Genomic DNA, 21,630 nt, shown 5'->3' with positions numbered 1-21,630 from the left:
GCGGCGCCTGCGACCGGGACGCCTCACCGTCCGACTCCCGATCCCACCGCCCCCACCGACCCGACTCGCCCGTCCATGGAGCGACCCGACTCGCCCACCGAGCGACGATGCCCAGGTTCTCTATCAAGAATCAGACATTCCTGCCATAGAACCTGGGCATCGTCGGTGCATGACCCGGAGCCGACTCGCCGGCCCACCCGGGTCAGGTCGTCACTTCTTCTTCGGGTCCTTGGTGACAGGGACGTCCGCGGGGAGCACCTCGGCATACTCCTCGAGGATCTTCTTGCCGCCGCCGTCCTCCCAGGCCTTGAGCGCCTTCGTGAAGTCGTCGATGGTCTTGCGGCCCTGGATGACGTCGTCGCGCACGTCGTTCAGGCGCGTGCTGAGCTCCGTGCCCTTGGAGGAGGCCGTGTCCGAGTACAGCCCCTTGATCGGGGACTGCGAGGCGTGCTCGAGCAGCTTCTTCTCCTGCGCGTAGATGTACTCGGAGTCGTCGGCGATCGGGTTGTAGACGACGCCCTCGCCGGCTGCCATGATCTGCAGAGCGCTCTGGAGCCCGGGCACGTTGGTCTCGCCGTCTTTGGTGAGGACGTAGTTGCCGTCCTCGACCTCGTACTCCTGGCCCTCGCGGCCCCAGTTGACCGTCATGTACTCCTCGGTGCCGAAGGGCGCCGAGAGGTAATTGATGAGGTCCAGCAGCTCCCGGATCTTCTTCTCGTCGTCGGTCTTCTTCAACGGCGTGAAGCCCACGGTCCCGTAGCCCATGTCGTAGACCTGGGTGCGGTCCGCGTCCGCAGGGAAGGGGATGAGGATGTCGGCCAGCAGGTCCTTGTTGTAGTGGCGGTACTCGGAGGCGCCGCGGGGACCGACGGAGACGATCGCACCGATCGTGCCGTTGGCGAAGTACTGCGAGGACTCGGCGAGGTTCAGGTCCGGGTAGAACACGCCGGCCTTGAAGACCTTCTGCGCGTACTCCAGCGTCTCGAGGTACTCGTCGGTCTGCTGCGAGGCGGTGAGCGTGCGGTCCTCGTTCACGCGGTAGCCCGTGGGCACGCCGAACCATTCGCCGAACATGTGGAAGGCGTTGGGCAGGAACGGCTCGAGCGCCCAGCGCTTCCCCCTGATCGACACGTCCTTGCACTTCTCGAGGAACTCGTCGGCGTCGTTCGACTGGAAGCCGCCGACCTCCTTCCAGACCTCGGGATTGCCCAGGTAGACCTGGCCGAACGGGGTCGAGGGGATCGGCGCGCCCCAGATCTTGCCGTTGACCACGGCGGTGCGCCACGAGCTCGGAGTGAGCGCTGCGAGGTTCTTCCACTCCAGGACGGCATCGCCCGAGAGGTATTCCGTGAGGTCGGTGAACTGGGACTCGAGCATCGGGCCGATGTTCGGGATGCCCTGGTTCGGCGGGACCCACATGAGGTCCGGCAGGTCGCCGGAGGCCAGGATCGTCGCGAACTTGTCCGGGTAGGAGTCGATGACGACCTGCATGTCCAGCGTGCCGCCGAGCTCCGAGTTCAGGTTCTTCCAGAACGGGTTGGACTTCATGGGCGGCGGGGGCGTCGCGAAGGTCTGGGTGAGTGCCGAGATCGTGCCCGAGGTGATCGGCTTCTTCTCGGTCGTCCGCAGCAGCTTCTCGGGCGCCTTCAGGAAGACGTTGTGCAGGCCCTTCTCGTTGCCCTTCAGATCCGGTGCGAGGCCGTCGAGCGCCTTGTAGGTGGGCAGTTCGACCTCGGCCGACTTCTTGGCGCCGCCCGACCGGCTGGAGCTCGCGGTGCAGGCGCCGGCGCCGACGGCGACCGCGGCGGCGCCTCCTGCGGCGAGGAGCCGGCGACGTCCGATCTCGAAGCTCATGGTGTGTCCTTTCATCGGGGCCGCGGCGATTCCGTCGCGGAGTGAGGGGGGGGGGAGAGAGATGCAGAGGGCGTCTGCGCTGATCAGCCTTTGATAGCGCCGGTGATGACGCCCTTGGAGAAGTACTTCTGGAGGAACGGGTAGACGACCACGATGGGCGCGAGCGCCACGACGACGACGGCCATCTTGATCGACTGCGGGGGCGGGGCCTGCGAGACGCCGAGGGCGTCCGCGGTCATCGAGGAGCCCTGGATGACGTAGCTGCGCAGGATCATCTGGATGGGCCACAGGGACTGGTCGTTGATGTACAGCAGGGCGTTGAAGAACGAGTTCCAGAACCCCACCGCGTAGAACAGACCGATCACGGCGATGACCGCTTTGGACAGGGGCAGCACGATCCGCAGCAGGATCGTGAAGTCGCTGGCGCCGTCGATCTTGGCGGACTCGAGCAGCTCCTTGGGGATGCCCATGAAGAACGAGCGCATGACGATGAAGTTGAAGCCCGCGAACAGGCCGGGCAGGATCAGCGACCAGATCGTGTCCAGCAGGTGCAGCTGCTTGACCATGAGGTACATCGGGATCAGGCCTGGGCTGAAGAACAGGGTCACGATGATCGCCATGAGCATCGGCTTGCCGAAGAGCACCGGACGGCTGAGCGCGTAGGCCATCGTGATCGTCACGAACAGCGCGAGCAGGGTGCCCACCACGGTGATGAACGCGCTCACGCCGATCGCCCGGAAGACCAGCGGGCTCTTGAAGATCGTGCGGTAGGCCTCGAGCGTCGGGTCCGTCGGGAACAGGACGTACCCACCGGCGTCGCGGATCTGGTCGCTCGAGGCGAACGAGGTCGAGACGACCACGAGCATCGGCACCACGATCGAGATGGTGACCACGGCGATCAGGAGGCCCTTGAGCACCGACAGGCCGGGGGAGGGTCTCTCCATCCAGGCGGCGCGCTCGCTGCGGCCGAAGATGCGCGACCAGATCCGCTCGTGCAGCGAGCGGTCGTCCCTCACGGGGCGGGCCGATGGGCCGGCCGACGGGCGTGCCGACGGTCCGGCGACGTCGTTCTCGTCGACCTCGGGGGCCGGGATGGTCGTGTGCTCGCTCATCGTGCGCTCCCTCGGTAGATGCCGTCCTCGCCGAGCATGTGGGCGAACTTGTTGGCCAGCAGGACGAGGATCGTGCCGACCACGCCCTTCGCGAGCCCTGCGGCCGCGCCCATCGACCAGTCGCCGCCGATCACGCCCGTGTAGTAGGCGTAGGTGTCCAGGACCTCCGAGGCATCGGCGCCCACGGCGTCGCGCTGGAGGATGAACTGCTCGAAGCCGACGGTGAGGATCGAGCCCAGGTTCAGGATCAGCAGCAGCACGATCACGGGCCGCATGCCCGGCAGCGTGATGTGCCAGGCCCGACGGAAGCGACCGGCGCCATCTGCCGCGGCCGACTCGTAGAGCGAGGCATCGATGCTCGCGAGCGCCGCGAGGAAGATGATCATTCCCCAGCCCGCGTCCTTCCAGACGTTCTCGAGCGCGATCAGCAGCGGGAACGTGCTGGGGTTGGTCATGAAGGGGATCGCCTCCATGCCGTGTGTCAGCAGGAACTTGTTGATGAAGCCCGCACCGCCCAGCATCTGCTGGAAGAGGGCGATCACGAGCACCCATGAGAGGAAGTGGGGGAGGTAGACGATCGACTGGAAGGCCCTGCGCAGGCGCGGGGTGACCATCGAGTCGACGACGAGGGCGAGGACGATCGGCACCGGGAAGAAGAGCAGGAGCTGGACGACCGCGAGGATCAGCGTGTTCTTCAGGGCGAGGAAGAAGCGGCTGTCGTCGAACAGGTCGATGAAGTTCTGCATCGCCATGTACGGCGCCTCGGTGATCTTGAGGTACGGCTGGTAGTCCTGGAAGGCGATCACGTTGCCGAGGATCGGGATGTAGAAGAACAGCAGCAGGCACAGAACCCCGGGGATCATCAGGACGAGCATCTGCCAGTCGCGGCGCAGACGCACCCCGATGGAGTCCTTGGGCCTGCGCGGTGCGCGCCCGTCTCTGCCGCGACGGTTCTTCCTGCCGCGTCGGCTCGGGCTGCTCCCGCCCTGCGTCTGCAGGGCGATCGCCTCCTCCTCCGCGGCTGTGGCCGGCATCGTCTGGCTCATGGCTCTCCTCGCAGGTCATGCTGCGGCCGCTCGGCCTCCCTGCCAGGCCTCGCTGCTTGACAGGCTGTGCATGACCGTAGAGGATCTTTGTCGCTGTGTAAATCCATTCACCGAATCGTGATCATCCGTGACGACCGATGGACCCGGCTGTCCGCGCAGACGACGCAGGCCGTAGGGTCGGCCGGTGGTCCGATGATCGAGAGGGGATGGGAGGACGCGCGAGCGTCGGCCCGGACCGGGCGGCGACCCCCACCATCGCGAAGGAGAGTGGTCCCCATGGAGGACCTGCGGATCGGCATCATCGGCTTCGGGGCGCGCGGCACCCTCTCACGGCATGCGCACACGCCGGGGGAGGGCTCGCGGGTCACGGTCGTCGTCGATCCCTCCGAGCGGGGCCGCGAGGACGCCCGCGCGCGCTTCGGTGACGAGGTCGCCTACGTCGCCTCGGTCGACGAGCTGCTGGCCGAGCACGAGGTCGATGCCGTGATGATCCTGGCTCCGGACTTCGCGCACGCCGGGATCGCCCTGCAGACCCTCGGCGCCGGCATCCCCACCTTCACCGAGAAGCCGATGGCGATCCGCGTCGAGGACACCGACGCGATGCTGCAGCTCGCGATGGAGAAGCGCACCCGCCTGTTCGTGGGCCACAACATGCGCCACATGCCCGTGATCCGCCAGCTCAAGGCGATCGTCGACTCCGGGCGGATCGGGAGGGTGCGCGCGATCTGGTGCCGCCACTTCGTGGGCGCCGGCGGCGACTTCTACTTCAAGGACTGGCACGCCGAGCGGGCGCGCGCCACCAGCCTGCTGCTGCAGAAGGGCGCGCACGACATCGACGTCATCCACTGGCTCGCCGGCGGCTACACCCGTCGCGTCTCCGGCATCGGCGACCTCGCCGTCTACGGCGACATCAGCGATCGCCGCGACAACTCCGACCGCCGCATGTGGGACTGGTTCGACGCCGAGACCTGGCCGCCCACGGAGCAGAAGGAGCTCAACCCCACGATCGACGTCGAGGACATCTCGATGCTCAACATGACGCTCGACAACGGCGTGCTCGCCTCCTACGAGCAGTGCCACTTCACGCCCGACTACTGGCGGAACTACACGGTGATCGGCGACGCCGGCCGCATCGAGAACATGGGCGACGGCGGCGGCGACCAGATCCACATCTGGGAATCCCGCAAGGGCGGCCCCGGCAGCCCCGACTCCGTCGAGGTCATCGACCGCGGGGACGGCGGACACGGCGGCGCCGACCCGAACCTCGTGGGCGAGTTCCTGCGCTTCGTGCGCGAGGGCGGCGCGACCGACGTCTCCGTGATCGCCGCGCGCGAGGCCGTCGCCACCGGCGTTTACGGCGCGGAGTCCATCCGCCACGGCGGGGTGCCCTACGACATCCCGGAGGTGCCCGCCGAGGTGCGCGCGTACTTCGACGGCGGTCAGGCCTGACGGATCGGCTGCCCGTCGTCCGTCGTCCGTCGTCCGTCGCCCGTCGTCCGCAGCCTCGCGGGGCTCACGGCCCCGCGGCCCGCGGAGGGCCTGCCGCTCCGACCTCAGTCGACGACGTCGAGGGCTGCGAGGGTCTCCCGGACGTCGGCGTCCGCGCTCGCCCCGGCGTGCAGCGGCCAGGCGGCCGCGACGAACCCGTCGGGCCGCACCAGCAGCAGCCGGTCGGGTCGGGCGCTGCCCGTGGGATCGGCCGGAAGCGAGAAGGTGCCCTCGATCCAATCCGGCACGGCGGCCGGGCGCTCGGCGCGGGCGCCGTGGACGAGCAGCCTCCAGCTCATCGCACGCAGGTGCTCGGCGTTGTGGGGCGTCGGGGGCAGGCGCACGCCCACGATCCGGTCACGCGCCCACCGCGGGAGCGGGCCGCCCTTCGCCGCCACGTGGTAGCGGATGCGGTACTGGCCGAGCCACCCGGCGATGCGCGGACCCTGTGAGGAGGCGAGCAGGCGCGGCGCGAGCGCACCGGCGAGGTCCCGCAGCCTGCGCCGCGCGAAGGCATGCACCGGGCCGGTGCGCGCGATCAGCCCGAAGGCGCTGTCCGTCGCGCGGATGAGAGTGAGAGCGACAGGTCGCCGCTCCGCCTCGTAGCGATCGATCGCGTCCGACGCCAGATGCCCTGCGGCGATGTCCGCGAGCAGGTGGGCGAGGCCGTGGGCGTCCTGCAGGCCCGTGTTCATGCCCTGGCCGCCCACGGGGGAGTGCACGTGCGCGGCATCCCCCGCCAGCAGCACGGGACCCACCCGGAAGCGCTCGGCCACGCGGTGGTGCACCCGGTACGAGGAGAACCAGTCCAGGTGCGCGAACGTGATGCCCAGGTCCTCCTGCGCCCCGGCCATCGCCTCCTGTGCGGAGGGGTGCGCCGCGCCGTGCAGCCAGATCAGACGGGCATGGCCGTCCGGACCCATGGGGAAGACGACCGCGAAACAACGCTCGCCGAAGCGCGCCGAGAGCGCCGACTCGGGCACGCCCTCCACCCCGCGCAGGTCCGCGACGCAGAAGGTCGCGTCGTCCGTGACACCCTCGAAGGCGAGGCCCAACCGATGGCGCACGGGCGAGCTCGCCCCGTCGGCCCCGATCAGCCAGCGCGCATGGATGCGCTGCGGCCCCGTCGGCCCGTCCACCATCGCCTCGACGCCGTCGGGTGCGTCGGGAGCGCCGACGAGGAACGAGCGCAGTTCGTGCCCGTACCGGACCGGGCACCCCTCCTCCTCGAGCGCCGCGGAGAGCAGCTGCTCAGTGCGGGACTGCTCGAAGACGTGGACGCCGGGGAACGGCGTCCGCCCCTCCTGCAGGGGCGCGATGTCGATGCGCACGGGTGAGGCCGCGTCGCCGATCTGGATCCCGGTGGCGAGGTTGTCGGCGGCGAGCACGGGCTCGGAGAGTCCGAGCTGGTCGAGGATCTCGAGGCTGCGCGCCTGCACGACGAGCGCCCGCGACTCCCGCGTGGGGCCGTCCTTCGCGTCGACGACGAGGGTGCGCAGTCCGCGGCGGTGGGCGACGAGACCCGCCATCAGGCCGGTCGGGCCGGCGCCGACGACGAGGACGTCGTACGGGCTGGTGTGGGTCTGCGGTGACATGGCGGGCGCCTCCTCGAGCCGGACCCGGGTCCGGGCACCAGCCTAGTTCCGCCCGTGCACGGGCTGCCGCCCGGCGATCACCTCGAGCAGGCGCGCGGCCTCGTCGCGGCCGGCGTCGCGACCGGGACCGAACCACTTCCGGGTGTCGGCCGGCGGCTCCTGGCCCGTGAGGATCTCGCGGACGGCGCCGGTGGTGACCCTGTTCAGATGCGTGGACACGTTGATCTTCGTCATCCCGGCGGCGACCGCGTCGCGGATCCCCTGATCGCTCACGCCCGAGGAGCCGTGCAGCACGAGCGGCACCTCGACCCGGTCCGCGATCGCGCGGATGAGGTCGAGGTCCAGGCTCGCGTCACGCGTGGTCATCGCGTGCGAGGAGCCGACGGCCACCGCGAGCAGGTCCACACCCGTGTCCGCGACGAACTGCGCGGCGTCGCCCGGGTCCGTACGGGCCGACGGGTCGTGCACGCCGTCCTTGCCTCCCACCTCGCCGAGCTCGGCCTCGACGCTCACGCCGCGCGCGTGCGCCCTCGCGGCGACCTCACGGGTGCGCGCGCGGTTCTGGGCGTCCGGCAGCTTCGAGCCGTCGTACATGATCGAGGTGAAGCCCAGCTCGAGCGCCTCGTCCACGAGGTCGAGGTCGTCGGCGTGGTCGAGGTGGACGACGACGTCCTGGGCGCAGCGCCGACCGATCTCGAGGGTCGCGAGCGCGATCGGGGCGAGCCCGCCGTGGTACGTCGCGGCGTTCTGGCTGATCTGCATGACGATCGGCAGGCCGGTCCGCTCCGCCGCGGCGGAGAACGCCTCGGCGTTCTCGATGTGGACGACGTTGAAGGCCGCGAGGCCGCGGTGCGCGGCGCGGGCCTGCTCGGCCAGCGGGGCGAGGGCGCTGAGTGTCATGGCTGCTCCAGGGGGTGAGAGGGAGGCATGGGGGCCGTGGGAGCCGTGGGGGACGTAGGCGCCGTGGAACCCGGGGAGGCCGGAACGGTCGGTGCGGAGGGGACCTGTTCGACGGCGATCGCGCCGCGCAGGTCCTGCGCGAGTGCCCGGTCGATCTCGCCGGCGACGGGCCGCGTCACGGCGCTCGCGCTGACGGCGACGGCGCTGCGCAGCAGGTCCGCGAGCCCATCACCGCGGGCGAGGGCACGGGAGGCGGCGGCGACGGAGGCGTCGCCCGCACCCGTGGGGTTGCCGCTGAGAGCATGCGGCGGCGTTGCGCGGAGGGCGGCGTCGGCGGTGACGGCGAGCATGCCGTCGGGCCCCAGGGAGCACAGCACCGCGCCCGCGCCCAGCGCGATGAGCGAGCGGCAGGCGGCGATCGGGTCGTCGATCCCGGTGGCCGCGCGCACCTCGCCGAGGTTCGGCTTGAGCACCGAGGCGCCCGCGCGCGCGGCGTCCAGCAGGGCCGGTCCCGAGGTGTCGACGACGACCGGCAGGCCCGCCCCGCGCAGCTCGGCGACCAGGGCGCTGACGTCCTCGCCCGCCATGCCCGGAGCGAGGGATCCGCTGATCACGACGACGTCGGCACCCTGTGCGCGCTCGCGGACGCCCGCGAGGACGCGGTCGCGCTCCTCGGGGGAGAGCATCGGGCCGGGCTCGTAGAAGCCGGTCGCGCCCTCGGGGTCGACGACGGTCACGGTGCGGCGGGTCGCCCCCGCGACGCGGGTCCACGCCTGCTCGACGACGCCGTGCTGGACGACGCCGTGCTGGACGGCGCCATGCTGGGCGGCACCGTGGCCGTCGAGCAGCCCCACGAGCTCCTCGCCGGAGGAGCCGCCGACGGGGCCGACGAGCACCGAGCTCTCGCCGAGCGCGGCGAGCACGCGGGCGACGTTCACGCCCTTCCCGCCGGCGACGGTCCGCACCCGCTGCACCCGCTGCTCGCCGTGCACGCGGACGGGACCGGCGACCTCGTAGGTGACGTCGAGCGCGGGGTTCGGGGTGAGCACCAAGATCATGACGCGCGCACCATCCCCGCCAGCCCGGCGCCCTGGCAGCCGGCCCACATGCCCAGCGAGGACGGGAGCACCGGGGGAGTGGGCACCACGCCCAGGCGTCCGGAGATCGACGCCTCGAGGGTGTCCAGCACGATCGGTCCCCCTTCGGCCAGACCTCCGCCGATGACGACGGGCAGGGTGCCCACGCTCGAGATGATCGTCGCGAGCGCCTGGCCCAGCGTGTCCAGGGCGCTGAACAGGATCCTCTCGGCATCCGCATCGCCCGCGCGGGCGCGATCCACGACGGCGCGGGCGGCGGGGCGCCCGCCGTCGGTGGTGACGAGGGGGTGGGCGTCGGGGTCGATCTGCTCGGCGAAGCGGCGGCCGATGGCGGAGGCCGAGGCGACCCCCTCGAGGCGCATCATCCGTCCCGTGAACGGCTCCTCGACGCGCACCTGTCCGATCTCGCCGGTGAAGCGGTCGCCGAAGACGGCGCCGTCGTGCACCACGGCCGCGGCGATCCCGGTGCCGATGGGGACGAAGATGAGGTCGGCGAGCGGCGGGGTGTCCGTGCTGCCCGCGGCGGAGCGCCGGCTGAACATGCGTCCCGCGCCCCAGGCGGACTCGGCCATCCCACCCGCCCGCACGTCGTGCGCGAGGGCGAGCGGTGCGTCGAGGTGCTCGCGCAGCAGCCGCCCGAGCGCGAGCTCCTTCCAGCCCAGGTTGACGGCGAGCTCGACGACCTCGCGCTCCTCGTCGATGATCCCCGGCACCGCGACGCCCACGGGGGTGTCGGCACCGAGACGCGCCAGGGCGCGCAGCCGCGCCGTCTGCTCGGCGATCATCGCGGCCAGCTCGGCCGGCTCGTGCGGTGTGGGCAGCGAGTAGGGGACGGTGAGGGCGCCGTCCGGTGCGACCGCGCCGATCTTCGTGCGGGTGCCGCCGACGTCGACCCCGATCGCGGGGCGCTCCGGGGCAGAGGGCATCGTGCTCGACATCGTTGCTCTCAGCCCAGGTGGACGGCGCGGGTGAGGTGACGCGGGGCGTCGGGGTCCAAGCCCTTCGCCTCGGCGCGGCGCACCGCCCACAGGTGGACGGCGACGAGCTGGGCCAGCGGATCCAGGTCGGAGTCGACGAAGGCGGATCCCGCCTGCTCGGTCTGCGCCGCCAGCCCTTCCGGCGCGGGCCCGAACTGGTAGGTGATGCGCCCGGGCTGGGCGATCGCGATCGGGCCGTGCCGGTACTCCATCGCGTAGTAGGACTCGGTCCAGGACTGCGAGGCCTCGCGCATCTTCAGGCCGGCCTCGTCCGCGAGGCCCTTGGTCCATCCGGTGCCCAGGAAGGTGATCTGATCGGCGTCGATCCAGGACTGCTCGACCTCGCGACCCAGCACGGTCCTCGCGTCGGCGACGGCGCCGCCGAGGTCCTCGCCGAGGGAGGCGCGCAGCAGGGCGAGGGCGCTGGTGGCGAAGCGGGTCTGGACGACGGACGTCTCGTCGGCGAAGTCGAGGACGATCTCGGCGTCGGCGTGCTCGCTCGCGGGGCCGTCCGCGACCGCGGTGAGGAGGACGCTCGGGGTGCCCGAGACGCTCTTCAGCACGTCGATGATCTCGGTCGTGGTGCCGCTGCGGGAGAGCGCGATGACGCGGTCGTAGCTGCGGGCGGGGGAGACCTCGGTCGGGGTGAGGGCATCGGTGACGCCCTGGCCTGCGGCTTCGCGCAGCTTCGCGTAGGCGATCGCCATGAACCACGAGGTCCCGGCGCCCATGATGAGCACGCGCTCGCCGGGAGTCGGCAGCAGATCGCGCACCTCGGGCAGCAGGTCGATCGCCTGCTGCCAGGTCTCGGGCTGGGTGCGGAGCTCGTTCTCGGTCGCGCTGGTCATCGCATCTCCTTCGGGGTGGGCGGGTGCTCATGAGGCCGACGAGATGCTCGGCGGCGGACGCTCGCACCACGGAGTGCATGATGCGGAGTGATTGTTTATGAGCATATCCAATCAGAACGAGCAATGTCACGCAGTTGGGTGAGCGGATCCAGCGAGCGGTCCCAGCACGCTCCGGCCGTCGGTCGGTCATCGGTCGGCCGTCCTGTCGCCCGTCGACCCGTCTGCCGTCACGCCTCGACCGGCACGCCCTTCCTGCGGACTCGCCCCCGACGGCCCGCCCGGGTCGCTTACCCTCGATGCAGCGATCCCAGACCGCACACCCACCGCAGACCGCAGGACGAGGAGGCGCCCGGTGCCCAGCGACGCAGCGTCGAGCACCCCCGCGGGGTCCGGCTCCGAGGACTCCGCCGATTCCTCCTCGACGACTCCTGCCCGCGGTCGGCGTCAGCGCCTGGACCGGATCCTCGACCTCGTCATCGAACGCGGGCACGTGCGCGTGGACGAGCTCGCGAGCGATCTCGGCACCTCGCCCGCGACCGTGCGCCGCGACCTCGACAGCCTGGCCGCGCAGCAGCTCGTGATCCGCAGCCACGGCGGGGCCTCCGCGCACCCCGACGCGAGCGCACTGCCCATGCGCTACCGCTCGACCCGTCACGCCGATGCGAAGGACGCGATCGCCCGCGCCGCCGTGGACATGCTGGTCCCCGGCACCGTCGTCGGCCTGAACGGCGGCACCACCACCACAGCCCTCGCGCACGAGCTCGCCTCGCGCGACGCGATCCGCGAGGCCTCCCGCCCCACGACCCTGGTCACGAACGCCCTGAACATTGCCCAGGAGCTCGCGGTGCGTCGCCACCTGCAGCTCGTGGTCACCGGCGGCATCGTGCGCGGCGGGAGCTTCGAGCTGGTGGGCGGCTGGGCCGAGCAGATGCTCGAGCAGATCCGCATCGACCTGCTGTTCCTCGGCGTCGACGGGATCAGCGCGCGCGACGGCGCCCGCACCCATGACGAGGCCGAGGCCCTGATCTCCGCGCGGCTCGCCGAGCGCGCGGAGAAGGTCGTCGTCCTCGCGGACTCCTCGAAGATCGGCGCCGGCGCCTTCGCGCGGATACGCTCGACCGAGGACCTCGACGCCGTGGTCACCGACCCGGACGCCGACGCCGATGCCCTCGCCGCCCTGCGTGAGGCGGGCGTCGAGATCGTCATCGCAGATGGAGGCTCCCGATGAACAGCACCGGCCGTCCGGCGACCCTCGCCGACGTCGCGAAGAGGGCAGGCGTGTCCGTCGCGACCGCGTCGTTCGTGCTCTCCGGGCGCGGGGGCGCGCGTTCCTCCGGGTCCCCGGAGACCAAGGCGAAGGTGCGGGGTGCGGCCGAGGAGCTCGGCTACGTCCCCAACCGCAACGCCCGTTCCCTGCGCACCGGCCGTAGCGGAGGCATCGTCCTGGCCCTGGGCACTGTCGAGGATCCGTGGGGTCTGAGCCTCGCCGGCGCGGTGCGCGACCGCGCCCTGCCCGAGGATCTCTCGACCCTGATCCTGGGCGACGAGCGCTGGTTCGAGTTCCTCTCCGGCTCCGCCTTCGACTGCTCCTTCGTGACCAGCGTCGACGTCACCCCGGAAGGCCCCGAGCAGGTCCGCCATCTCGCGCGCGGGCAGGGTGGGATCGTCGCCTTCAGCGAGCGCATCCAGCCCGAGCGCTTCGACGTCATCTCCTCCTCGGCCCAGCCGGCCGTGCACGCCGCCTACCGGCGACTGCGCGCACGCCACGACTCCGTCGCCTTCATGACCGGGAGGGCGATCGATCCCGAGCGGCGTCCCTACTACCCTTCGCGCGCGCACGCCTTCCTCGACGCGGCGTCCGAGGCCGGCGACGCCCCGGGCGACGACCTGGTGCACGCCAGCGGCACCGATCGGCAGCAGAGCTTCGAGTACTCCCAGAGATGGCTCGAGGGGCCGGACCGGCCGACGGCCGTCATCTGCTCGACGGGATACCTCGCGTTGGCGCTGCAGGTCGCCGCCATGCACGCGGGCATCTCCGTCCCCGACGACCTCGAGATCATCTCCATCGGCGACGTCCCCTCCGACGCCCAGATGCTGGGCCCGATCAGCTACTACGGCGTCCAGGACGTGTTCGCGCGGATGGCCGACATCATCGTCGGGCGCGCGCTCGACCGCGAGGGCTCCCCTGGGCGGCTGCACCGCTTCGACTGGGAGTTCTTCCCGGGCGGCACCACGGTCGACGGGGCCGACGGCGCCTGAGTCCCGGGGCGGGGCTGCTCGACGCGCGCCCGTCGGCCGCTCCTGCGGCCTCTACGCTGGATGCCATGCCCACCACCTCCGGCTCCACGACGTCGTCGGCCGTCGCCTCCCAGCCCTCCGCCTCCCTCAGCACGTGGTCCCTGCCGGGGCTCGCGCTCACCGACGTGCGCGTGAGCGCGCCCCTGGACCACGCGGACCCGTCGGGTCCGCGCATCGAGGTCTTCGCGCGCGTCGCCACCGCTCCCGGCGGCGAGGACCGCCCCCTGCTCGTCTACCTGCAGGGAGGCCCCGGTTCCGAGGCGCCGCGCCCCAGCGCGTGTCCGGCCAACCCGCCGTGGCTCTCCCGCGCGCTCCAGGACTATCGCGTCGTCATGCTCGACCAGCGCGGCACCGGTCGCTCGACCCCCGTCGGCCTCGACACCGCGCTGCCGGAAGGCGCGATCGACGTCGTCGCGCCCCCGGGAGCGGATCACTCCGCCCCCGTGACCCTGCGCGAGGCGAGCCCCACCCAGCAGGCCGACTACCTCTCCCACTTCCGGGCCGACGCGATCGTCGAGGACGCGGAGCTGGTCCGCGAGGCCCTCGGTGCCCGCACGTGGAGCCTGCTGGGCCAGTCCTTCGGCGGCTTCACGGCCCTGCGCTACCTCAGTGCGTACGCGTCATCGCTGGATGCGGCGATGTTCACCGGGGGCCTGCCCAAGATCGGCCCCGATCTGGACGTGGTCTACGAGACCACCTGGCAGGGCATGATCCGCCGCAGCGAGGCCCACTACGCACGCTACCCGGGCGACCGCGACCGCATGCGCCGCCTCGCCGAGCTGGCCGCGGCAGGCCGGCTCGTCCTCGGCGACGGCGAGCTGATGGGCGTGGAGCGGCTGCGGCGCCTCGGCCACCTGCTGGGCGCCTCGGGCGGCTCCGAGAAGCTGCACTTCCTGCTCGAGAACGAGCCCGACAGCCCCGTCCTGCGCCACGACCTCGCCGCCGCGCTCCCGTTCGGCGGCCGCAACCCGATCTACGCGGTGCTCCACGAGTCCTGCTGGGCCGACGGCGTGGCCATGGACTGGGCGGCCGAGCGCACCATGCCCGAGGCGGTGCGGGAGGACCCGACCCTGCTCGCGGGCGAGCACATGCACCGCGAGGCGATCAGCGAGGACCCCGAGCTCGCCCCCTGGGCGCAGGCCGCCGACCTGCTGGCCGCGCGCGAGTGGCCCGCGCTCTACGACCCCGAGGCGCTGCGCGCGGCCGACGTGCCCGTCGCCGCGGCCGTCTACTACGACGACGCCTACGTCCCGCGGGAGTTCTCCCTCGCCACGGCCGATCTGCTGCCGGACGCGACCTGCTGGGTCACCAGCGAGTACCAGCACAACGGCCTGCGGGCGGGCGGCGAGGGCGTGCTCGACCACCTGATCGGGATCGTGCAGGGCACGCGCGTGGCGTGATGCCGGCGGGGCGCCCGCGCGGCAGGGCGCCCCCGCGACACGCAGCCCGGAGCCGGTGTGCGGGACGTTGCAGACTCGATCGGCCCGTGCTCAGCTCTCCGCGCGGATCCCCTTGGCGAGGCCCTGCACCCGGAACTGCTGCACGTGGTACGGCCAGTCCGGTCCTGTGTGCCACTGGGAGACGGTGAGGTGGAGATCGTCGAGGGTCGAGCCGGGCACTATGTACCCGCCGTAGAGCTGCGCCACGCGCTCGTCGTCCTCATGCCCCCAATCGCAGCCCCACAGCAGCGTCTCGGAGAACGCGCCCTCGCGCAGACCGGTCACGGACGTCGCGGCGAGCAGGTCCATCCGGTAGAGACCCGCGTTGAAGAAGGTGAGCACGAAGCGGTCCTCGACCGTGCGCAGGCACATCTCGCCCACGGAGCCGCCGACCACCGGCTCCGGGTCCGCGCCCCACTCCCAGATCGTCTTCCCCTCGTCGGTCGGCCCGAAGGTCTCGTAGGCCGAGGCGTCGAGGATCTTCGAGTCCTTCACCCGCTGCAGGATCGCGCCCTTGTCGCGCTGGAAGCCCGTGGTCAGCAGGTACACCCAGTCGCTCGCCGGGTCCTTGCACCAGGTCGCCTGCTGGGAGAGCCCGCCCAGGTGGTCGCCGGGGAACATCTCCGCGCCGCGCTCCCAGGTCTCCCCGGAGTCCTTCGAGGACCAGATCTCCGTGCGCACCACGTTGCCGAAACCGGCGTTGGCCTGCACCCACAGGTGCATGGTGTCGCCCAGGGTGATCACGTCCCCGGGCAGGTACGTGCTGATCTCGCCGCCGTGGTCGTAGTCGATGAGCTGCTCGGCGCGCGCCCCGCCCACGGCGCCGGTCCACTGCAGACCGCCCGCGGCCGGCCGGCGCCGGTCCTTGGCATACAGGGCGACGGGGGAGGTCCAGCGGCCCGACCCCACCTTCGGGCCCTCGAAGGTGTCGCCGAAGACCACGAGGAGGCGGCCGTCGGGTGTGCGGCAGGGGACGCCCAGGTCGGTCGCCTCGAAGCCGTACTCGGTGGTGAGGCCGGGGCCGGTGAGGGTCGCCGTGCGGGTCACGCGCGGGCGACGGTACGACGGGTTCGGACGCGGCCTGGGGGCGGCGTCGGCCGCGGGCGCGCTGGCCGTCTGCGCGAGCGCCGCCGCGCCGAGGGTTCCGGCGCCGATCGCGAAGGCCCCGCCGCGCAGCACGGAGGAGCGGAGGATCGAGGCGTCGTCGGGAGAGTTCCGGTTCTCGGGTGCGTGGTGCACGGTGGACCCCTTCGTCGGTGGGCATGCGCCGTCGCATGCGCACCGCACTGTACCGACGGCGGCACGTCCCGGCAATCGTTTACTCGCTCGTGGAGTCGGGTGTCGGCGCGCCTCGGCACCCCGCACGCGCGCCGTGGAGCACGAGCGGCGTGCGTCGGCCCGCCCGTCCGACGTTTACTTCCCCCGCGGGCCGCTCTAGAGTGGCCGGAATCCGCGAAAACGTTTAGCGACCCACGGGCCCACGTCTCCAGCGTCGGAGCGCGCGCCTGCGGAGAACGGGCTGCCGATGCACACGACCCCACCGCCGCCCCCTGGTCCGTCGGCCCCCGATCTCACGGTGCTCTCCGACGCGCGCACGTTCTCGATCAGCGCCGAGAACCCCACCGGCGCGCCCGGGCAGGGCGGGCGCGCCGAGCACGGCGAGCACGAGACCGCCTGGGCGTCCCGCGAGCTGCCCCTGGGCTGGAAGAAGTCTCCGTGCATCGACCTGCCCGGGCGCAGCACGCGCACCTTCGTGGACGTCGAGGGGCCCGGGATCATCCAGCACATGTGGATCACCGTGCTGCCCGAGCACCTGCGCTCCCTCGTGCTGCGCGTGTTCTGGGACGACGAGGCCGAGCCGTCGATCGAGGTGCCGCTCGGCGACTTCTTCTGCCAGGGATGGGCCCGGTTCGCGCCCGTGACCTCGCAGATGGTGACCGTCGCCCCCGCCGGCGGGCTGAACTGCTACTGGCCGATGCCGTTCTCGCGCCGGGCGCGCATGGAGATCGAGAACCTCTCCACCGAACCGGTCGAGGGCGGCGAGGGCCTCGAGGCGCCGAGCATCTTCCCGACGATCTGCGGCACCGGCACCGAGGACTACGTGGGCGGCGCCTGGGCCTTCGAGCACCCCGCCGGCGCCTACGCCGAGTACTCGACGCCGTACCTCGGGATGCCGCAGGTGATCCGGCCCGACGGCTTCGGCGACTCCCTCACCCGCTTCGGCCTCTACCGCTGGCACGTGCCGGATCCGATCCGCTTCCGCGAGCGGATCCGCGTCACCGTGCAGGCCCTCGGCTTCGCCCGGCCGGTCGACGGGAGGGTCCGCTACCGCCCGCTGCGCGAGGACGTGGCGACCACCGCCTTCTGGTACCAGACGGAGCCGCACGCGCCCTTCGTCGAGGATCCGCACCGGCAGGCGCCCACCTGGGACGGGATGGATGTCACCTGAGCCCCGGACCGAGGGGACCCGTGCCCCGCACGAGGGCCCGGCCGACGCCCCGCCCGTCTGCCTGCGCCCCTGCCGCAAGCGCCATCTGCTCGACGCCTCCCCGACGCCGGGCACGCCCTGGTACATCAACGACCACACGCTCGTGCGCGACGCACGCGGCAGCTGGCACGTCTTCGGCATCTGGCACCCCGAGCCCGCCGCCCCGCTGGACGAGACGTTCTTCCTCCACGCCTCGACGCCCTCGCTCGAGGCACCGGAATGGAGCATCCACGATCCCGTGATGCACGCCCGCACGGACCTGGGGGAGACCCACGTCTGGGCGCCGCACGTGATCCGCCACGACGGCCGCTTCTGGATGTTCTACTGCGGCGGGACGGTCGACCACACGCGCTACCGGATCGAGCTCGCCACCAGCACCGACCTGTTCACCTGGGAGCACCACGCGGGCGGTCCGCTCTGCGAGGACGGCTTCGACGCCCGCGACCCGATGGTGCTGCGCGAGGGCGGGCGCTGGCTCATGTACTGCACGCGCACCTCGCGGCCGGACGGCGGCTTCCACGAGGTCTCCGTGCGCGAGAGCAGGGACCTCGTCACCTGGTCCGCGCCGTGCGTGGCCTACAGGTCCGCGCAGAGCGGGACCGTCGGCGGCCCCACCGAGTCCCCCTTCGTGGTGCCCGTGCTTCCCGACGGCTCGGTCGGGATCGTCGGCAGCGACGGGGTCGACGAGGCCCGCGGGGCCGACGGGGCGATCGGGTCGGCCTCGGCCGACGCTCCGCTCGGCTGGGTCCTGTTTGTCTGCGAATCAGGTCAGTACGACCGGACCCTCGCGTACTTCTCGCGCGATCCCGAGCGCTTCGAGGACGCGGGCGCCATCGACGTCGACCTCGACGAGCACTGCGCGGAGATCGTCGTCGACCCCGAGGACCCCTCGCGGCTGTGGGTCACCGGCGGAGGCTGGGGGAGGGGCGGGCTCAGCATCCGCCCGCTGGAGATCACTTCAGTCCGGCCATCTTGATGTTCGCGATGATCTGGCGCTGGAAGATCAGGAACAGGATGATGATCGGCGCCGCCGCGAGCGCGGAGCCGGCGATGAGCAGGCCGAGCTCGCTCGAGCGCTCCCCGCGGAAGTTCGCGAGATACTGCTGGACCTGGAACAGATCGGGGTTCGTGATGGTGAGGACCGGCCAGACGAAGCTGTTCCAGTAGGCCATGAACGAGCCGATGCCCACCACCACGAACGGCGCCTTGGACAGCGGCAGGAACACGCGGAAGTACACGCCCCAGCGCCCGCAGCCGTCCACGCGCGCCGCCTCCTCGAGGCTCGAGGGGATGTTCAGGTAGAACTGCCGCACGAAGAACACGTGCCCCGCCGAGGCCAGCCCCGGCAGGATCAGCACCGCGAGGGTGTCGAGCATGTACAGCTTCGTGACCACGATGAAGCTCGTGAGCAGGATCGTCATGCCGGGGATGAACATGGTCATCAGCACCAGCGGCCACACGATCCGCTTGCCCACGAACTCCAGCCGCGCGAACGCGTAGGCGGCCATGGAGTTGATGAGGATGGAGCCGGTCGTGAAGATGACGGCGCCGAGCCCCGTGATCGCCAGCGTGCGCACGAACGACGGGTCGCTGAGGATCTGGACGTAGTTCTGCACCTCCCAGACGTCCGGGAAGAACTGGAAGGGCGTGCGCACCACCTCGGTGCGCAGCTTGAACCCGGAGATCACCATCCACGCCAGCGGGAACAGGGCGAGGCCGACGATGATCGCGCCCGCGACGAACTTCAGGACGAGGGCCGCGGCGCGGGCGGGGGTGAGCCTCCGGTGGTGCCTGCGCGCGGGGATCTGCGTCTCGGCGGCGGGCTCGATGGCGGGGATGGTCGGTGCGATCGCCATGTCAGTCCACCAGCTTCTCGGAGTTGACGATCCGGAAGATGATCGAGGAGATCGACCCGAGCACCACGAACAGCAGCAGCGCCGCCGCGATCGAGTAGCCGACGTACGTGTCCTGCCGGAAGTGGTTGAAGATGAAGAGGTTCGGCAGCTCGGTGGCGTGCTGCGGTCCGCCCGCCGTCATCACCAGGGGCAGCTCGTACTGCTGGATCGAGCCCACGAATCCCGTGACCAGCAGGAACAGCAGCACGTTCTTGATCTGCGGGAGCGTGATGTACCGGGTGCGCTGCCACCACGAGGCGCCCTCGAGCTCCGCCGCCTCGTAGAAGCTCTGCGGGACGTCGAGCAGGGCAGCGATCATGATCAGCGTCGAGATGCCCAGGCCCAGCCAGACGGCGGGCAGGGCGATCGCCCCGAGCGCCCAGCGCGGGTCGCCCAACCAGGCCTGGTTGGGCAGGCCCACGATGTTGATGAGCGCGTTGAGGATGCCCCCGGAGTAGTCGTAGATCATCACGAAGGTGATCGAGGCGATCACGCCGGAGATCACCGAGGGGATGTAGATGCTGATCTTCAGGAGGGTGGACACCTTCTGGGAGACCGAGACGGCGAGCGAGGCGATGAGGAACGAGAGCACGAGCGAGACGGGCACCGTCATCAGCACGAACTCGAGTCCCCGCAGGATCGCCTGCCAGAACCTGTCGTCGCCGAGCACGTTCGCGTAGTTCTTCCACGCCACGAACTGGGACGACGTGTAGAAGCTCCAGTCGAAGAAGCTCAGGTAGACGGCCTGGATCGCGGGCCACAGCACGAAGACCGACAGCAGCACCAGCACCGGCGCCAGCATGATGTAGGCCATCAGCGAGTCCTTGCGCGCGGGCGTGGACCGCAGGGGCTCCCTCGGCGGGGTCGGCGGGGTCTGCAGAGTCGGCGGAGCCGTCGCCGACGTCTCGTCGGCGACGCTCACTTCTTGTCCATCTCCTGGCGCACCTTCGCGAGGTCCTCGCGGTCGATGACCTTCTGGATCTCGGAGTTCGCCTTCTTCAGGGCATCCTTCGCCGAGGACTCGCCGGTCATGCCCGCCTGGATCGCGTCGCCCATGGCCTCGTTGATGTCGACGGGGTACTGCGACTCCGGGACGCAGTGGGGGACGATGTCCTCGAAGACCACCGTGGACCACGGCGCGTCCTTCGACTTCGGGTCCGCGTTGACCACGTCCGCCACCTTCTGCCGGGCGGGCGCCTTGGTGAACTGGGTGTCCACGAAGAAGGGCTTGAGGACCTCCGGATCCCCGCCGAGCGCCCAGCTGAAGAACGCCGCCGTGGCCTCGGGCTCCTTCGCCTTCGCGTCGATCAGCCACTTCATGTTTCCGATCGTGGAGATGGACTTCTCCAGGTCGCCGTCGTTCTGGACCCAGGGGGCCATCCCCGTCTTCTCGACCATGTCCGGGTAGTCCGCGGCTATCTCGGACATCGCCCACGAGCCCTGGGAGAGCATCGCGACCTTGGCCTCACCGAAGGGCTGCGCGGAGTTGCCCGCGCCCAGCGGCTGCCGGGGCATCCACTTGTTGTCCTGCAGGGTCTTGTAGAAGCCGATCAGATCCTCGTACTCGGGGTCCTCCGCGTCGGCCTTCGACCAGTCGTCGGAGATCGGCAGGTGCCCGGCGACGTGCTCCTGCGAGGCGACCGTGGTCCAGCCGAAGGTGCCCGGGTCCGCTGCCGTGCCCACGCAGAACTGCCCGTTCTTCATGAGCGGCGCGATCTTCTCGCACGCGTCGTACATCTCGTCCCAGCTCGTCGGCGGCTTCTCCGGGTCCAGGCCAGCCTTCTCGAAGAGCTCCTTGTTCCACAGCAGCGTCATCTGCGGCTCGAGCAGCAGCGGGAAGCCGTACCACTTCCCCTGGTACTGGGAGATCTCCTTGGCCTGGTCGGTGACCTCGTCGAACACGGAGGCGTCGATGAGGTCGTCCAAGGGGTGGAGGAGCCCGGTGCGCGCCCCGGTGTCCAGACGCCCCGCCTGGATGTACATGTCCGGTGCGTTGCCGGCGGCCTGCGCGGCCTTGAGCTTCTGGTCCCAGGCGTCCGCGGGGATCACCTGGTAGTTGACGAACACGTCCTCCTGCGCGTCGTTGAAGTCCTCGACGACCTTCTTGTACCAGGCGTTCTCCGGTGTCGTGAAGACCGAGCCCCAGAACTCGACGTTCGTACGGCTCTTCGCCCTCGAGTCCTTCGCCTTCTCGCCGGGCGTGCCGCTGCCGCACGCCGCGAGGGAGACGGCCGCCGCCCCGGCGGCCGCGGTGGTGAGGAGTGTCCTTCTGCGCATCGGATGCCTCTCTCCCGGTGCGTCGCTGCACCGATCTTCCGGTGCGTCCCTGCACCGTGTGCCCGAATCCGCCATGCCCGTCATGTCGGGTCCCTCCATCGGGTCCGACGGGCATCTGCGGCGCTCTCCCGGAAGGGAGAAATCGTTTACGCCGAGTGTAGAGAGGGGTGTGTGCCCGGTCAACAGGTGCGGACGACGCCGTGCGGTGCGGTTCCGTCCCTGTGGCGCGCAGCGAGTCGCCCACCTGCTCGTTCGACGCGGCAGTACGCAGAACGATCAGGTGGTAATCGTTTCCTCATCGTGACCCAGCGGTGGG

At 70.9% G+C, this 21,630-nt stretch carries 18 protein-coding genes; 6 read left to right on the top strand and 12 right to left on the bottom strand.

Annotation, left to right across the window (positions count from 1 at the left end; translation table 11 throughout):
* Positions 1–210 precede the first annotated feature (210 nt).
* From I8D64_RS08660 to I8D64_RS08650, 3 genes are all read right to left on the bottom strand, one after another.
* Positions 211–1,854, bottom strand: coding sequence for a type 2 periplasmic-binding domain-containing protein (locus tag I8D64_RS08660; protein ID WP_200502110.1), 1,644 nt, complete (start codon positions 1,852–1,854; stop codon positions 211–213).
* Positions 1,855–1,937: 83 nt separating this feature from the next.
* Positions 1,938–2,798 carry a carbohydrate ABC transporter permease gene (locus I8D64_RS08655; RefSeq protein WP_200502355.1) on the bottom strand — a complete coding sequence of 287 codons (861 nt, stop codon included), beginning with the start codon at positions 2,796–2,798 and terminating at the stop codon, positions 1,938–1,940.
* A gap of 164 nt (positions 2,799–2,962) precedes the next feature.
* The gene (locus tag I8D64_RS08650; RefSeq protein WP_425490287.1) at positions 2,963–4,012 is read right to left on the bottom strand and encodes an ABC transporter permease; all 1,050 of its coding nucleotides are present in this window, start codon (positions 4,010–4,012) and stop codon (positions 2,963–2,965) included.
* Between the two features lie 276 nt (positions 4,013–4,288).
* Here I8D64_RS08650 and I8D64_RS08645 point away from each other — a divergent pair, with 276 nt between their 5' ends.
* Positions 4,289–5,461: a Gfo/Idh/MocA family protein gene (locus I8D64_RS08645; RefSeq protein ID WP_200502109.1), complete on the top strand. Its 1,173-nt coding sequence runs from the start codon at positions 4,289–4,291 to the stop codon at positions 5,459–5,461.
* 104 nt (positions 5,462–5,565) lie between these two features.
* Here the strand turns inward: I8D64_RS08645 and I8D64_RS08640 are convergent, their stop codons facing one another.
* From I8D64_RS08640 to I8D64_RS08620, 5 genes are read right to left on the bottom strand one after another with little or no spacing between them, the layout of a single operon-like run.
* Positions 5,566–7,095, bottom strand: a complete 1,530-nt coding sequence (locus I8D64_RS08640; RefSeq protein ID WP_200502108.1) for an FAD-dependent monooxygenase — start codon at positions 7,093–7,095, stop codon at positions 5,566–5,568.
* A 42-nt stretch (positions 7,096–7,137) separates the two neighbouring features.
* Complete coding sequence (locus tag I8D64_RS08635; RefSeq protein WP_200502107.1) at positions 7,138–7,995, bottom strand: class II fructose-bisphosphate aldolase; 858 nt, start codon at positions 7,993–7,995, stop codon at positions 7,138–7,140.
* A complete protein-coding gene (locus I8D64_RS08630) occupies positions 7,992–9,053 on the bottom strand; it encodes a 1-phosphofructokinase family hexose kinase (protein WP_200502106.1) in 1,062 nt (353 codons plus the stop codon). Before I8D64_RS08630 ends, I8D64_RS08635 begins: the two co-directional genes overlap by 4 nt.
* Entirely contained in the window at positions 9,050–10,018 is a 969-nt protein-coding gene (locus I8D64_RS08625; RefSeq protein WP_200502105.1) for an ROK family protein, read from the bottom strand. The genes I8D64_RS08630 and I8D64_RS08625 overlap by 4 nt, the downstream gene beginning before the upstream one ends.
* A 20-nt stretch (positions 10,019–10,038) precedes the next feature.
* Positions 10,039–10,917, bottom strand: coding sequence for an SIS domain-containing protein (locus tag I8D64_RS08620; protein WP_200502104.1), 879 nt, complete (start codon positions 10,915–10,917; stop codon positions 10,039–10,041).
* A 352-nt stretch (positions 10,918–11,269) separates the two neighbouring features.
* On the opposite strand from I8D64_RS08620, the gene I8D64_RS08615 reads away from it, so the two are divergent.
* From I8D64_RS08615 to I8D64_RS08605, 3 genes are all read left to right on the top strand, one after another.
* Entirely contained in the window at positions 11,270–12,145 is an 876-nt protein-coding gene (locus tag I8D64_RS08615) for a DeoR family transcriptional regulator (RefSeq protein WP_200502103.1), read from the top strand.
* A complete protein-coding gene (locus I8D64_RS08610) occupies positions 12,142–13,176 on the top strand; it encodes a LacI family DNA-binding transcriptional regulator (protein ID WP_200502102.1) in 1,035 nt (344 codons plus the stop codon). Before I8D64_RS08615 ends, I8D64_RS08610 begins: the two co-directional genes overlap by 4 nt.
* Positions 13,177–13,241: 65 nt before the next feature.
* Positions 13,242–14,615: an alpha/beta fold hydrolase gene (locus tag I8D64_RS08605; RefSeq protein ID WP_200502101.1), complete on the top strand. Its 1,374-nt coding sequence runs from the start codon at positions 13,242–13,244 to the stop codon at positions 14,613–14,615.
* Between the two features lie 90 nt (positions 14,616–14,705).
* On the opposite strand, the gene I8D64_RS08600 is transcribed toward I8D64_RS08605, so the two are convergent.
* Positions 14,706–15,893 (bottom strand): DUF4185 domain-containing protein, encoded by a 1,188-nt coding sequence (locus I8D64_RS08600; protein ID WP_200502100.1) that lies wholly within the window; start codon positions 15,891–15,893, stop codon positions 14,706–14,708.
* Between the two features lie 286 nt (positions 15,894–16,179).
* On the opposite strand from I8D64_RS08600, the gene I8D64_RS08595 reads away from it, so the two are divergent.
* Positions 16,180–17,103 (top strand): glycoside hydrolase family 172 protein, encoded by a 924-nt coding sequence (locus I8D64_RS08595; RefSeq protein ID WP_200502099.1) that lies wholly within the window; start codon positions 16,180–16,182, stop codon positions 17,101–17,103.
* Positions 17,093–18,118: a glycoside hydrolase family protein gene (locus tag I8D64_RS08590; RefSeq protein WP_200502098.1), complete on the top strand. Its 1,026-nt coding sequence runs from the start codon at positions 17,093–17,095 to the stop codon at positions 18,116–18,118. Before I8D64_RS08595 ends, I8D64_RS08590 begins: the two co-directional genes overlap by 11 nt.
* On the opposite strand, the gene I8D64_RS08585 is transcribed toward I8D64_RS08590, so the two are convergent.
* Genes I8D64_RS08585 through I8D64_RS08575 form a run of 3 tightly spaced genes read right to left on the bottom strand, consistent with a single transcriptional unit; the run spans position 18,096 to position 21,314 of the window.
* Positions 18,096–18,998, bottom strand: coding sequence for a carbohydrate ABC transporter permease (locus I8D64_RS08585; RefSeq protein WP_200502097.1), 903 nt, complete (start codon positions 18,996–18,998; stop codon positions 18,096–18,098). The two genes, I8D64_RS08590 and I8D64_RS08585, sit on opposite strands and share 23 nt — an antisense overlap.
* A 1-nt stretch (position 18,999) precedes the next feature.
* Positions 19,000–19,959: a carbohydrate ABC transporter permease gene (locus I8D64_RS08580; RefSeq protein WP_343068506.1), complete on the bottom strand. Its 960-nt coding sequence runs from the start codon at positions 19,957–19,959 to the stop codon at positions 19,000–19,002.
* A complete protein-coding gene (locus tag I8D64_RS08575; RefSeq protein ID WP_200502096.1) occupies positions 19,956–21,314 on the bottom strand; it encodes an ABC transporter substrate-binding protein in 1,359 nt (452 codons plus the stop codon). Before I8D64_RS08575 ends, I8D64_RS08580 begins: the two co-directional genes overlap by 4 nt.
* Positions 21,315–21,630: the final 316 nt, after the last annotated feature.

Source organism: Brachybacterium halotolerans (assembly GCF_016623465.1).
In the GTDB taxonomy this organism is placed as follows: domain Bacteria; phylum Actinomycetota; class Actinomycetes; order Actinomycetales; family Dermabacteraceae; genus Brachybacterium; species Brachybacterium halotolerans.
The sequence above is the reverse complement of the archived record's forward strand: the minus strand, read 5'-3'. Positions and strand labels throughout refer to the sequence as shown.